The 13,731-nt window shown below is 30.5% G+C and carries 12 protein-coding genes and 1 pseudogene; 8 read left to right on the top strand and 5 right to left on the bottom strand.

All coding sequences use genetic code 11. The features are described 5' to 3' along the window. Positions 1-98 precede the first annotated feature (98 nt). The 3 genes from KPL55_RS14150 (at position 99) to KPL55_RS14140 (ending at position 3,006) form a co-directional block, all read left to right on the top strand. Positions 99-2,051, top strand: a complete 1,953-nt coding sequence (locus KPL55_RS14150; protein WP_216307386.1) for an SEC-C metal-binding domain-containing protein — start codon at positions 99-101, stop codon at positions 2,049-2,051. A 425-nt stretch (positions 2,052-2,476) separates the two neighbouring features. Continuing rightward, positions 2,477-2,686, top strand: coding sequence for a hypothetical protein (locus tag KPL55_RS14145; protein WP_216307385.1), 210 nt, complete (start codon positions 2,477-2,479; stop codon positions 2,684-2,686). A gap of 179 nt (positions 2,687-2,865) precedes the next feature. Beyond that, positions 2,866-3,006 (top strand): hypothetical protein, encoded by a 141-nt coding sequence (locus KPL55_RS14140; RefSeq protein WP_216307384.1) that lies wholly within the window; start codon positions 2,866-2,868, stop codon positions 3,004-3,006. A gap of 79 nt (positions 3,007-3,085) precedes the next feature. Here the strand turns inward: KPL55_RS14140 and KPL55_RS14135 are convergent, their stop codons facing one another. Further along, entirely contained in the window at positions 3,086-3,736 is a 651-nt protein-coding gene (locus KPL55_RS14135) for a CPBP family intramembrane glutamic endopeptidase (RefSeq protein ID WP_216307383.1), read from the bottom strand. Between the two features lie 193 nt (positions 3,737-3,929). Here KPL55_RS14135 and KPL55_RS14130 point away from each other — a divergent pair, with 193 nt between their 5' ends. Beyond that, positions 3,930-5,285: an MATE family efflux transporter gene (locus KPL55_RS14130; RefSeq protein WP_216307382.1), complete on the top strand. Its 1,356-nt coding sequence runs from the start codon at positions 3,930-3,932 to the stop codon at positions 5,283-5,285. A gap of 217 nt (positions 5,286-5,502) precedes the next feature. After that, positions 5,503-6,042 (top strand): annotated as a pseudogene (locus KPL55_RS14125) (cupin domain-containing protein); the annotation flags it as partial. 115 nt (positions 6,043-6,157) lie between these two features. Here KPL55_RS14125 and KPL55_RS26585 read toward each other — a convergent pair. After that, complete coding sequence (locus KPL55_RS26585; RefSeq protein WP_312887296.1) at positions 6,158-6,376, bottom strand: hypothetical protein; 219 nt, start codon at positions 6,374-6,376, stop codon at positions 6,158-6,160. A gap of 177 nt (positions 6,377-6,553) precedes the next feature. Then, positions 6,554-7,456: a multicopper oxidase family protein gene (locus KPL55_RS14115; RefSeq protein WP_216307380.1), complete on the bottom strand. Its 903-nt coding sequence runs from the start codon at positions 7,454-7,456 to the stop codon at positions 6,554-6,556. 190 nt (positions 7,457-7,646) lie between these two features. Here KPL55_RS14115 and KPL55_RS14110 point away from each other — a divergent pair, with 190 nt between their 5' ends. Beyond that, a complete protein-coding gene (locus KPL55_RS14110; RefSeq protein ID WP_216307379.1) occupies positions 7,647-7,913 on the top strand; it encodes a hypothetical protein in 267 nt (88 codons plus the stop codon). 235 nt (positions 7,914-8,148) lie between these two features. On the opposite strand, the gene KPL55_RS14105 is transcribed toward KPL55_RS14110, so the two are convergent. Together KPL55_RS14105 and KPL55_RS14100 are read right to left on the bottom strand one after the other, a co-directional pair. Continuing rightward, entirely contained in the window at positions 8,149-9,660 is a 1,512-nt protein-coding gene (locus tag KPL55_RS14105; protein WP_216307378.1) for a M56 family metallopeptidase, read from the bottom strand. Continuing rightward, positions 9,644-10,036 (bottom strand): BlaI/MecI/CopY family transcriptional regulator, encoded by a 393-nt coding sequence (locus KPL55_RS14100; RefSeq protein WP_216307377.1) that lies wholly within the window; start codon positions 10,034-10,036, stop codon positions 9,644-9,646. Before KPL55_RS14100 ends, KPL55_RS14105 begins: the two co-directional genes overlap by 17 nt. A gap of 265 nt (positions 10,037-10,301) precedes the next feature. On the opposite strand from KPL55_RS14100, the gene clpX reads away from it, so the two are divergent. Both clpX and KPL55_RS14090 read left to right on the top strand, forming a co-directional pair. Further along, positions 10,302-11,516 carry an ATP-dependent Clp protease ATP-binding subunit ClpX gene (clpX, locus tag KPL55_RS14095; RefSeq protein ID WP_216307376.1) on the top strand — a complete coding sequence of 405 codons (1,215 nt, stop codon included), beginning with the start codon at positions 10,302-10,304 and terminating at the stop codon, positions 11,514-11,516. A 333-nt stretch (positions 11,517-11,849) separates the two neighbouring features. Next, positions 11,850-13,508 carry an oleate hydratase gene (locus KPL55_RS14090; protein ID WP_216307375.1) on the top strand — a complete coding sequence of 553 codons (1,659 nt, stop codon included), beginning with the start codon at positions 11,850-11,852 and terminating at the stop codon, positions 13,506-13,508. Positions 13,509-13,731: the final 223 nt, after the last annotated feature.

Below are 13,731 nucleotides of genomic sequence, written 5' to 3'. Positions count from 1 at the left end.
ACCGTACTATGCAAACTATTGGAAATATATTTTGGAAGTTTTTTATTCGTTATTATAATATTATTAAATTTAAGATATAGAAATGGAGAGGATAAGCTTTGAATGGTAAATGTTATTATTGCAATGAGGAATTATCAGAAAGAACTGTTAAAAGGCATGTTAAAGGTTGTAAAGTTAGAAAAGAAAATATAGAAGAATCTATGGCGAGTTCTAAAAAAACTAAGAGTCAATATACTTTGTCTATAGTTCCACAGTATGGATCAAAAGAGTATTGTTTATATATAGCTATAGATATAGATTCAACTTTAAAGAATTTAGATAGTTTTTTAAGAAATATTTGGTTAGAATGTTGTGGACACTTAAGTAGTTTTATTATAGGTGATGTAAATTATGATTCTTCAGTGGAGGTCGATTCTGAATTTTTTTATAATGACGAAACAATGGATTTCAAATTGAAAGAGGTAATTTCTGTAGGTGATAAATTTAGATATGATTATGATTTTGGTTCTACCACTACATTAAAACTTGAAGTTATTGATGAGTATTTAACAGGGGAAAAACATAGTGAAATAGAAATATTAGCTAGAAATGAAGAAATACAAAATTTTTGTTCGAATTGTAATCAAAAGGCAGAGTATTTCGATTATGCAGAAGAAAAGTTTTTTTGTGAAAATTGCATAGAAGAAGATAATGATGATATGGTGAATGTACCTGAATATACGAATTCACCTAGAGATGGAGTTTGTGGATATGAAGGAGAAAGAGATACAGAAAAACAGTACTTACCAGGAAATAAGTTTAAGTTTAAGAAAACTAAAACAAAAGGGCAAAAAGGTATAGTTCCATTTAAAAAAGATGATCAATTTGATATAGAGGATTTGGATTTTGAATCTCTTTTAGATATTACAAAGGATGATATGGATCTAGAAATTAAAAATAAAGCAAATAAATTATTAAATAGACTAAAAAGAGGTAAGTTTACACATGATTTAAGTGAATTATTAGAATGTAATACAAAAACTGAGTTATTAAAAATAGCATCTACTTTAAACATTACGAAGGTATCTAAGTTTAATAAAGGGCAATTGGTAGAAAGTCTTTTGGAGGTATATGAAGAGAAAACAACAAAGGCACTATATTTAATTGATAGTGAAAGATATGAATTTTTAAAAATTATAGCGCAAAAGAATGGGTATATGTCCTTTGAGGATGATAATATCACATCAAATCCAGAATATTATTTAGAAAGCGGATTTGTATTTGCAGCTATGAGAGAAGATGGTATATATTTAATCATGCCAAATGAAACAATAAATGCTATAAAATCCTTAGATAATGAGCACTATAGGGGAATATTAGCTAAAAATACAGAACTAGTAAAGCTGTTTTGGGGAATGACCTATAACTATGGCGTACTATTTATGGACGATTATATAAAAATGCTTAATAATTATATTGACTATGATTTAGATGAAACTGATATTTACGCAGTAATTGCAAGTGGTGAAGATTATTATGGTGAGTATATACTACAAGGGGATATAGCTAATAGCATAATGGCTCCAATCGAAGATACTAGCACTATTATTAATGAAAGAGAGAATATTTCAAGGGATAGGGAGTTCTGTGTTATAAAAAAGGCTGAGCTACTTGAAGCTGCTAATGTAGATTATTTAATTTACAATAAAATAACCATGAGATTAAAAAAATACTTAAAGAATAATTGGAAAATAGAAGATACACAGATTGAAATGACTATAATTAATTTGTATAGTGATATTCAAGAAAATGAAAGAGAAGAGGTAATAGAAAATATCATAGATGCATTGGAAGATATAAGTGAAACGGACCTTCAAAAATTATTAGTAGAAATAAATAGTTTTATAAATAACACTAGACTTTGGAGACTAAAAGGATATACCTTTAATGAATTAAATTCAGAACATAACAATAATTCTACTCCTAAGATAGGAAGAAATGATCTTTGTATTTGTGGAAGTGGTAAAAAATATAAAAAATGTTGTGGATCTAAGGTTATTCAACTGTTTTAGTACATTCAGAAAATCTTAAAGGGCATTATTTAAAAGGTTAGGACTACTGGAAATATATTTCGGTAGTTTTTAGTCGCTATAATATAATTAATTAGTGCGGGGGCCTATAATTGATAAATCTTATACGTAATATTTTGAAAAATGCTAAGACCGGCCATATGATTATTATAGAATTTTTTACTTTAAATTACAAATATAAAGGGATATAATAGTTTTATAATGAAATATATAATTATAATCTTTTTTGTATACAGTAGGAGAGATGTTGAGACAAATAACATATTGCATATACAAATTTAGAACGTCTAAATTCGTTTCAAATTTCAAACAAGCATAGAGAGGACACATATTAAGTCTTCTTTTTTTTGCGTATTAATTTGGACAATAGGTATTTGAAAAATCCCTGGTGGATGTGAACAAACAATATGTTAGTAGGTGATTTTTGTAGTGATAAATCAGTGTGTCGGAAATGCCGACGAACTGGTGATGATGGTACTTTTGAATATATTTCACAAATGACTATTTCTCAAACTATTGTAATGATTGGACTAGGAGTATTTCAAAACTGTTACAATAATATTTTAATATTTAAAGTATGCAATATTTTAACATGTGTTGCATATAATATATTATAGCGTGCGAAGGAAGTACACGATAATTAATAGCTATTCTTCTCAAAAGAACGGCTTTTTTTAATGTGCCCCAAAATTGGGCTTTAAACAATCTTATAGGTGAAATCTAATAGGTGATTTATAAATATGAATTTAAAGGCTGTTTACAGGCGTTAATCTAGATAGATAGGAGTGATTTATAAATGGAAAAACCAATAAGTGAAATGACTACAGATGAAATGGCTATAGAATATGTTAAAGAAAGAATAGCTAGATATAAAAAACATGAATCTAACAAAGCAGAAATCGAAAGATATATTAACTGGTTATATAATCTTAGGTAAGAAATATATATATTATCATATGTTTTCACATGAAAAATTACACTGTTGATAAACTTATTAACAGTGTAATTCTTTATATTTAATTAAATAAGTAAATGTATAAAATAAATGCCTCAATGACATTTGCTAAAAAATGTGAAATAGTGCATGAGTAAATATTCTTAGTTCTTTGATAAATAACACCGTAAATAATATTATCTATAAAAATAAAAAACGAGACATAAATAAGACTTGTAATGGGGATAGCAGAAAAATTTCCTATGGCAAAAAATAATGAAGTAATGATTATAGCCCAAATTGGTTTTGTTATATCGTAAAGCTTAGTCTGGAAAAACCCTCTAAATGCTATTTCCTCAGCAAATGCTAAAATCAATAATTGAGGTACCTGTAAAAGCAATTTACCAAATGATAACATTGGCATTGTGTCTGAAGCATACGAATAGGCCTCTGGAAGAAGAAATTTAAAAAAATTAATTGATACAATACCCACAACAACAGGAAGCAAAATTAACCACCAATGTTTTTTTATATCAGATAAAATGTTTTTTGAAATAAAACCGATGTCTTCCAGTTTACCTTTGTTCATTATGTTTTCAATAAATAAATACAATATTGAAAATAGAAGAGTTAAGCGTAAGCCATCAACATTATTCAAACCTACACTTAAACATAGAAATCCAAAAATTACAATTGGTATATAAGTTTTCAATAATTCATTTCTATTTTTCATTCAAATACTCCTTTTTATAGTATTTATAATATTACTTGTCCATATTTTACAAATATGTAACAATTATAACATAAATTTTTAAAATTAGAAATTATAACATATTCATCATCAATATATTTATCAAAGTTTTCTTTCAATAATATCCATGATATAATATGTTTATATATCAGTTGGATAATGGAGGACATATTTTATGATACGAGACTTAACAAAGGGTAGTCCAGCTAAAATTATTTTAGTTTTCACACTGCCATTAATTATAGGTAATATTTTTCAACAATTTTATAGTTTAGCAGATACTCTGATTGTAGGACGTACACTTGGAGTAAATGCTTTAGCAACAGTAGGATGTACTGGGAGTATTATGTTTCTTATACTTGGATTTTCACAAGGATTAACTGCTGGATTTTCCATAATTACAGCTACATGTTTTGGAGCTGGAGATCGACAAGGGGTACGTCATAGTTATGTGGCAAGTATTATACTAAGTTTATTAATGACAATGGTTATCACAATTTTAAGTGTAATATTTGCACGACCAATACTTGAGATAATGCATACACCACCGGAAATAATAGAAGGTGCTTATAATTATATAATTATAATTTTCGGTGGCATTGTAGTGTCAATGTTATTTAACTTGTTTTCTAATGTTATGAGAGCCTTAGGGGACAGTCGAACACCACTAATGTTTTTAGCTATTGCTAGTATTATAAACATAATTTTAGATTTCGTATTCATTTTAAGATTTAACATGGGGGTTGCAGGTGCAGCGTGGGCAACCACAATATCTCAAGCAATTGCAGCTATATTATGCTTTATCTTTATAATGAAAAAAATGCCTATTTTAAAACTACATAGGAGTGATTGGAATTTAACAAAAAAAATAATATGGGATCATTTAAGAATGGGACTTCCGATGGCATTCCAAAATTCTATTATAGCAATTGGAGCAATTACTATTCAATTTGCACTGAATAATTTAGGCGAAATATCCGTAGCTGCATATACTGCAGCACAAAAAATTGATATATTAGCTATTCAACCTATGATGTCATTTGGTATTACAATGGCCACATTTGTAGCCCAAAACTATGGTGCAGGCAAAATAGAAAGAATCCGTATTGGTATAAAACAATGTTGTATCATATCAGTAGGTTTTAGTATTGTTGTTGGTCTGTTTAATATTTTTGCTGGTCATTTTATGATATTACTTTTTGTAGGGGATAAACATCCAAAAGTAGTATCGCTAGCACAAACCTATTTAAACATCAATGGATCAATGTATTTTGTGTTAGCACTACTTTTTATTTACAGATTTAGTCTTCAAGGATTAGGACAGACTCTTGCGCCTACTTTAGCGGGAGTTATGGAACTAATTATGCGAACCTTTGCTGCTATTATTTTATCAAAATACTTAGGGTTTACAGGTATAGCTATGGCTAGTCCTCTAGCATGGGTTGGTTCTTGTGTGCCGCTAGGAATCGCTTATTATATAACCCATAAAAAAATGTATGGACTTAAGAATCCCATTTCTGAACAACAGTAGTAGAGCAAAAGATCTTTAAACACTATAATCAGTGTATTATTTCTATTTTATATATTGCACGGTGTTTTCTTTTCTTTCTGGTGGATTGGTTAATTTTACAGCCTTATATCCAAGGCCTATAGCATAATAGGGGTATATCCTTCTACTATTAATCGAAGCACATTTTCTAAACATAAGTCATATGATAATTTTATAATACTATAAAAGGAATAAAAATATGTATAATGTTTATAGCACCTTTCCATGTCCTTATTACAGTAACACATCAATGTATACCTCAACTGATGAAATGGAGTATAATTCAAGATTTGACTCTTTGCCATCATCAAATGCCTATGATGATGGTTTAATTCAGTTAAAGGATTATGGACCAGAACCGTTTGTAGTTAATATTGAGGTGGCTACTAAGCAAAACAATACTTATCGTACTGTTTTATGGACAGGAAGCCATTTGCAACTTACATTGATGAGCATCAATGTTGGGGAAGACTTAGGTTTAGAAGTTCATCCAGGTCTTGATCAATTCATACGTATTGAACAAGGGCAAGGAATAGTTAAAATGGGTGATAGAAAAGATATGTTGGATTTTCAAGAAAGAGTCTATGATGACTTTGCCTTCGTTATACCTGCGGGTAAATGGCACAATCTAATTAATACAGGTTATGAACCACTTAAATTGTACTCTATTTATGCGCCACCTCAGCATCCACGTGGTACAGTTCATGTAACTAAATCAGATGCACAAGCTGCTGAGGAACACCGCGGTGACTACTATCGAAATGGACAAAGAGATGATAGGCAAACCAAGGAATTTACCTTAAGTGAACTTGCTCAGTATGATGGTGCTATGGGAAAACCTGCTTATGTAGCAGTTAATGAATTGTATATGATGTAAGCAATAATTCAAAATGGAGCGGAGCAGCGCACTTTGGATTAACTGCTGGTAAAGATTTAAGCTCCCAGTTTGAAAGTTGCCATGGAGTGGCAAGCATACTAGCTAAGATTCCTAAGGTTGGTGTACTTAAAGGGTAATTATAAAAACCATGAAAAATGAAATGTGATAGCTTAGTATTTAAGTTATCGCATTTCATTTTTATACTCTAGTAATTATATCAAATACACAATCTATATTATTACAAATCCTTTTTAGATTTTATCCGCATGCAATATAATAAGGCTGCAAACAACAACTAGCCTATAGACTCAAAGTGAAAATAACTCAATTAGTAATAATAAGCAGTGGGGAACATATTAAAGTTCCTAACTGCTTATTTATATTTATTATACACAATAGTTGTAAACATACCACCTATTTTACTAGTCATATTATTGGACATATGATGTGGCATATGACAATGAAATGGCCATGCACCTGGATTATTTGCCTTAAACTCGATATCCCAAGTTTCACCTGAAGCAACTAGTATTGTATTTTTCTTCAATCTAACATAAGAAGGTATAGTATTACCATCTGATGCAGATACGAAAAATTGATGCCCATGAATATGAATTGGATGAGAATCCATAGCTATATTTCCTAATCTTATTCTTATAATATCTCCTTTTATTACTGATAAAGGTGTAGTATATGGATAACATTTACCATTCATAGTAAAAAAATTGAAATCATTAGACAGGGGGTCGATATCGTAGGTACCTTTTTTAACCTCTTGCATTTTGAGATCCTTTAAGTGAAATTCATGAAGCATAATAAAATAATCTTTCTGGATCACCCTATTAGTTTCATATGGATCTAAAATAATGAATCCCCCACCTAATCCCATCATTTCCTGTTTACTTGAGTTCATATGAGTATGGTACATATGAGTTCCTGGTGGATTTATAATTTTAAAATGATAATCAAAATAACTACCAGGTAATATTTGTGGTGATGGCTCTACTTCTGGAACTCCATCCATTGAATTTGGTATGTCTAGTCCATGCCAATGTACACTTGTTGGTTCATCTAGTTCATTATATACCCTTATGTTCACATAATCTCCCGGATATACTTGTATTGTAGGTCCAGGTATACTACCATTGTAGCCTAATCCATTTATATATAATCCCGGCAATATTTCTTGTTTTACCTTTTCAGCTATCAATTCAAAATACTTAATTCCGTTTTTTATTTTAAAAGATAGATTTGAAACATCAGGTGTTATAACCAAACATATCCTCCCCAAAAATTAATTCAATATTATAATATTCAATAATATCGTTGTTGATACACCTTATGACAAAAGATCCAATTGACACTAATTAAATTTATAGTCATATAATGTATTGTATTTGCAGTGTAATTTAATGCATTTATATATGTATAATTTTCACTAAAGTAATAATTAAGGAGGAAATACTATGGGAATTCGTGGTGGATGGGTAGTTCAAGATACTGTTAGTAAGGAAGATAAAAAGGTGCTTGATGCTGCTCTAAAAGGCTTTGTAGGGTCTACTTTTGAACCTATAGCAGTTGCCGTTCAAGTTGTAAATGGAGCTAACTATATATTTATAGCTAAGTCTACAACTGTAACATTACAGCCTAAAACTGGGCTAGTAAAAATATATGTTACTGTAACACCTGCTTGTTCTGAACCAAGACTTGTTAATATTGAGACAATAGTATAAGTTTATTTTTTCTAAAGTAGGTTAGACTTTATGTTTAACCTACTTATTTGAATTGGAAATTCCTCTTAGTTTGAGATATTCCTCAGGATTTGAGAAGATGTTAACAGTAACAAACCTATTTAAACATCAATGGATAAATGTATTTTGTGCTAGCACTACTTCTTATTTACAGATTTAGTCTCCAGGGGTTAGGACAGACTCAAGTATTGAAGCCTTCACTGATTAACCCTCATCTTTAAAGCTTCGATAATGCATCTTGAAGTAAATCTAACTTACTTGCTAGCTTAGAAATGTCACCATATTGTTTTTCAATAGAAGTCCGTGTAATTGTAAATGAGGTATCATATTTTGAATCATCTAGTTTTCCATCTGAAGCAGAATCACGAAATGCAAAGGTTACTTCGTCAAGATTATCAATCATACAAAATAAAACTAATGCATTTTTGTTCATATTAGAATAAGTTGCATTATTATGACCTACAATTGGCCACTCACTAATATGTGATTCACCTTTTTTTGCTTCATAAAACACATTAAGCTTATATGGTTTATCTTCTGCTTCTATTGAGATATACTGCTGCTTGAAGTAGTTATCTGGCATAGGGAGAGCATTTACTATAACAGAAACCTTACTATTATCTCCTACATATGGTGTTTTATATTTTGAAATTTCACTTAAATCGTATGTTACATTAGGTGGCGTATTTTTTTTAGTTCCAACTCCTGCACCTAAATATAATGCACTAAATATAAGGAGTCCAAGCAAAATCACAGAGAAAGCTATTATTTTCTTTGATTTTTTAGTATGGTGCATAATTGCTAACAATCTTTCTTTTAGGCCTTTTTTCTCCTCACACATAGTTACTTGTAATATACCACTAGGATATTTATTAAGCGCTACAACTGATATTAACGTATCCCCATAATCTTGTTTTTCTGCCGGACTTAGATTTTTAATAACTGCTTCATCGCAAGCTAGTTCACAAGAATTATTAATATCCTTCCTAATAAAATACATAAGTGGGTTAAACCAATGGAGTGATGAGACTATCATAGTCAGCCATTTTACTGCAATATCAAAGCGTTTAAGATGTATAATTTCATGAAGTAGTATATTTTTAAGTTGCTTATCATTAAATTTAATATCTGGAATAATAATATAAGGTCTTACAATTCCAATTAGCATGGGGGTGTTTATAAATCGATTACGAGCCAGCCTTACATTACGTCGTTTATTTAATAAGATAGCTAACATTTCATTTTCTCTATTAGTAGCTAATATATTTGATGCCTTTAAATATTTTAAAAAACGAACATACCCCATTAAGTTAACAGTAAGTGCAATGATTACACCTAAAAGCCAAATATATATAGCATATTGGTTAAATAAATCCTGAAAATATCTACCATGATCATTATCACCATTATAAACACCGTTGGCTACATTTTCTTGAACACTTAGTAGTGGATTTGAATTGGGTATATTTTTAGATGTCCCAACTATTGGTTGAACTCCTTCCTGAGAAGTTGCTACCACTGGTATTTGATTACCATAAAAGATTCTATTAATTATGCTTGTTTCAAAAGAAAATGGGAGTGTCAATCTTAGGAGTACTACAATCCAAATATAGTATTGTAAAGATTTTGAAAGTTTGTGTTTTATAAATGGTTTCACAGCAAATATTAACACTGCAAGAATACTACCTGACAATGAAAGCGATAGTAATAGCTTAACTATTTGACTCATCAATATCACCTACCTTAAATAGATCACGCAGCTCCTGAATGTCGGTATCACCAAGTTTTTTGCTTCCCAAAAGAGATGCTACAAGTTTTTTTGCACTGCCAGAGTATAACCGGTTAATTAAGCTTTGAGTAGTATATTCATTATATTCTTTTTCAGTAACCAAAGGCTTATAATAAAACACCTCTTTTTTAGTAGCTATTACTACACCTTTTTCACAAAGCCTGCGAAGTAATGTTTTTATTGTGGAGGATTCCCATTTACTAGTCTGCTCAAGTGTTTTTCTAATATCTGCAATAGGAAGTTCTCGGCCGGCTTCCCATAATACACGAATAACTTCAACTTCGGAATCTGTAATTTTCGAAACTAATGTGCTCATATATATGCCCCTCTCGAGTTACGCTTGTAACCTTGGTTAAAGTTTACAACTGTAACCTACACATGTCAATAGGTAATTTATATCTTTATTATCAAAGATAGCATATAATTTTATTAAATTAGCTATATATTTAAGTTTTTCTTGTTAGCTTATGTTAAAGTTATTGTAAGCTATAAAAATAAAATTAAAGTAATGAATGAAAAGTAACTTTAGAAAAAATAGCAAGTTTAAAAGGCAGTATAAATTTAAGAGGATGGTGCATTAAATGTTTAATAAACGTAATATAGAAATAAAACCAAAGCAAGAAGAGGAAATTTACGAAAATATAACACCAGAAGAAACAAAGGTAACAATAACACCAAAAATGATAAAGGAATTATTAGATCAATCTATAATAGGCCAAGAAGGGGCTAAAATAGAGTTATCCATAGAATTACATAACCATATTATAAGGATCGCAACTGGTATAGAACTAGAAAAGCATAATATATTATTAACTGGACCAACAGGTACTGGAAAAACTTTACTAGCCAAAATATTATCAGATATTGCTCAGCTACCATTTGTTATTGGGGATGCTACAAGTTTGACAGAGGCTGGATATGTTGGTGATGATATTGAGAGTATGATTTATTCACTTTTAGTGAGGGCAGACGGTAATATTGAACTTGCACAAAAAGGAATCATATTTATTGATGAAATAGATAAGATAGCGAAAAAGGGTGAAACAATGACTATCACAAGAGATGTATCTGGTGAAGGAGTTCAGCAAGGTTTACTTAAGATGGTTGAAGGTAGTATTGTTAGAGTACCAGAAGGTGGGGGTCGTAAAAATCCCACAAGTAAAATGATTGAGGTAGATACAACTAACATTTTATTTGTTGCAGGTGGTTCTTTTGATGGTATTGAAACTATTGTTGAAAATCGTCTTAAATTTAGTCCGAATAATAAATTAAAACAGTTTACTAAGCCAGGAATTGTTAGATCATTAGGGTTTGATGTATCTGATATAGTAGAATCAACTGTAAAGAATTATGAAAAAGATTATGAATATACAAAGTATCTTAGATCAAACATAATTAAAAAAGATTTGCAGGAGTTTGGATTAATTCCAGAGTTACTTGGTAGATTTCAAGTATTATCAAACTTAGATCCATTATCAAGAGATAATCTTATTGAGGTGCTTAAGCTTGATACGAGTGTATTTGAGCAGTACAAAAAGATATTTGCTTATTTGGGTAAAAATCTTGAGTTTAGTAATGATTGCCTTGAAGCAATTGCAGATATTGCTATTGAAGAAAAGATGGGTGCTAGAGGACTTGTTAGTATTGTTTCAAGAGTTTTAAGAGATTTAAGATTTGATGCTCCTTCCGAAGACACTAAAGATTACTATATAGACAAAGATTATATCCTTAAAGTTTATGCTACGATAAATAAAGAGTTGCCTATAGTAACTGACATAGAACTTAAAGTAGAATAAATAAAAAAAGATAGCAAAAGCCTTGAAATATGGGTTTTGCTATCTTTTTTTACTATACTTAGATAAATGGCGGTATGGTGGGTGAGTTGGCAGTAACTTCGGGTACTGCCTTTTTCACGCCCATAGAATTAAAATAAAACACATAAAGGATATGAAAAAGTGTTGGAATTCACTTACCCCAAAATTGCACATCTTTATGATAATGTGAGTTTTTGGGACAAAGTATCAAAATTGGATATTTAACATTTTATAAATAAGAATTATATTATAAACATAGCAAGTACGTATAGAGTAGTTGCTCAAAATATTAATATAAAGAGAGGCTGATTAAAGATGAAATTTGATTGTGTAGAAAAAGTAGATGTTGAAAGAACGAATGCCTATATGGTTGGTGCTGGACTTGCATCACTGTCTGCTGCAGTATTTTTAATTAGAGATGGACATGTTCCAGGAAAAAATATTCATATATATGAAGAATTAAATATAACAGGTGGCAGCATGGATGGGTATGGAGATGCGCAGAAGGGTTATGCAAACCGTGGTGGAAGAATGTTTGATGAGGAAGCATATGCTTGTACTTTTGGAGTAATGGAAAGCATTCCCTCATTAACTGATCCTAAAGTTTCAATACTTGATGAATTTAATGCTTTTAACAAAATAAATCGTACCTATTCAAAAGCTAGATTAATAGACAATGAAGCTAATATATTGGAGTCATCATGTTTAGGATTTAATCGCGAAGATAGAATGGCTTTAGCAGATATGATGATTAAACCTGAAGATGATTTAGGTACAAAAACTATTACAGATTGTTTCCCAGAATCATTTTTTAAAACAAATTTTTGGTTTATTTGGACTACAACTTTTGCATTTGAGCCTTGGCATAGTGCTATAGAGTTCAAGAGATATCTTCATAGATTTATCCATGAACTACCACATCTAAATGATATGTCTGGAGTACGTCGTACACCATATAATCAGTATGATTCGATGTTGTTACCTATGACTAAATGGTTAGAATCACAAGGTGTTAATTTTGAACTTAACTGCAGAGTAACTGATTTAGAATTTAAGCCATCAGATACGCAGACCACAGTTACAGCATTTAAATGTGTTAAAAATGGAAAAGAAACTAGAATAGAAATTGGGGAAGAAGACCTTGCTTTTGTTACTATCGGTTCATTAACAGCTGGCAGTAGCCAAGGTTCAATGACTACAGTCCCAAAGATTAATGACAAAAATGTAGGTGGAGCATGGGATCTTTGGGAGAAAATCGCACAAGGTCGCCCACAGCTTGGTAAACCAAAAGTTTTTGATGAACGTGTTGAAGAATCAATGTGGGAATCTTTCGTACTTACACTTAAGGATCCAACTATGGTAAATAAAATAATAGAATATTCAGGGAATCAACCAGGAACTGGAGCTATGATGACATTTAAAGAATCTGGATGGTTTATGTCAATAGTTTTATATAAGCAACCACATTTTCTTAATCAACCTGAAAATGTACAGACTTTATGGGGATATGGTTTGTACCCATATGAAAAAGGTGATTTTATAAAGAAGAGAATGGTAGATTGTACAGGTGAGGAAATATTAACTGAGCTATTATATCACCTAAACTTCGTTGATGATATGAAGAAAATCCTTAAAACATCTATTTGTATACCTTGTATATTACCATTTACAACAGCACAATTTTTAACTAGAGCAAAGGGCGATAGACCACAAGTTATTCCTGAAGGTTCAACTAACTTAGCATTACTTGGCCAGTTTTGTGAAATGGAAGATGATATAGTATTTACTATGGATTATTCTGTAAGAAGCGCACAAACGGCTGTTTATAAATTTCTAAATCTAAATAAGAAAGTTACACCTATTTATAAAGGACAATATGATGTTCGTGTATTATATAACTCAGCAATGAAAATGCTAAAAGATGATAATTTACGTGAAGAAATCGGATTATTAAAGTCAATGATGTTAAAGTAATTTTAAGGGGCAATTTATAAGTCTTAAATATTAAGACTTATAAATTGTCCCTATTTTGCATACATATTCAAAGCATGCGGCATAGTACCATCAAGTATATTTCTAATTCCATTGTTAAACGTCAAATTATACCTAATTGAAAAGGCGTTTTATTTCTATTACTAGTAACTGATTTACGTCAGATTACCACTATAAATTCACTTTATCAATAAGAAAACATCAT

This window comes from Clostridium lacusfryxellense (assembly GCF_018861735.1).
Taxonomy (GTDB): domain Bacteria; phylum Bacillota; class Clostridia; order Clostridiales; family Clostridiaceae; genus Clostridium_AD; species Clostridium_AD lacusfryxellense.
The sequence above is the reverse complement of the archived record's forward strand: the minus strand, read 5'-3'. Positions and strand labels throughout refer to the sequence as shown.

Coding starts and splice junctions, on each gene's coding strand:
- KPL55_RS14145 (WP_216307385.1), top strand. CDS start 2,477: ATGTTAGTAGGTGATTTTTGTAGTGATAAATCAGTGTGTCGGAAATGC.
- KPL55_RS14140 (WP_216307384.1), top strand. CDS start 2,866: ATGGAAAAACCAATAAGTGAAATGACTACAGATGAAATGGCTATAGAA.
- KPL55_RS14135 (WP_216307383.1), bottom strand. CDS start 3,736: ATGAAAAATAGAAATGAATTATTGAAAACTTATATACCAATTGTAATT.
- KPL55_RS14130 (WP_216307382.1), top strand. CDS start 3,930: ATGATACGAGACTTAACAAAGGGTAGTCCAGCTAAAATTATTTTAGTT.
- KPL55_RS26585 (WP_312887296.1), bottom strand. CDS start 6,376: ATGAAATGCGATAACTTAAATACTAAGCTATCACATTTCATTTTTCAT.
- KPL55_RS14110 (WP_216307379.1), top strand. CDS start 7,647: ATGGGAATTCGTGGTGGATGGGTAGTTCAAGATACTGTTAGTAAGGAA.
- KPL55_RS14105 (WP_216307378.1), bottom strand. CDS start 9,660: ATGAGTCAAATAGTTAAGCTATTACTATCGCTTTCATTGTCAGGTAGT.
- KPL55_RS14100 (WP_216307377.1), bottom strand. CDS start 10,036: ATGAGCACATTAGTTTCGAAAATTACAGATTCCGAAGTTGAAGTTATT.
- clpX (WP_216307376.1), top strand. CDS start 10,302: ATGTTTAATAAACGTAATATAGAAATAAAACCAAAGCAAGAAGAGGAA.
- KPL55_RS14090 (WP_216307375.1), top strand. CDS start 11,850: ATGAAATTTGATTGTGTAGAAAAAGTAGATGTTGAAAGAACGAATGCC.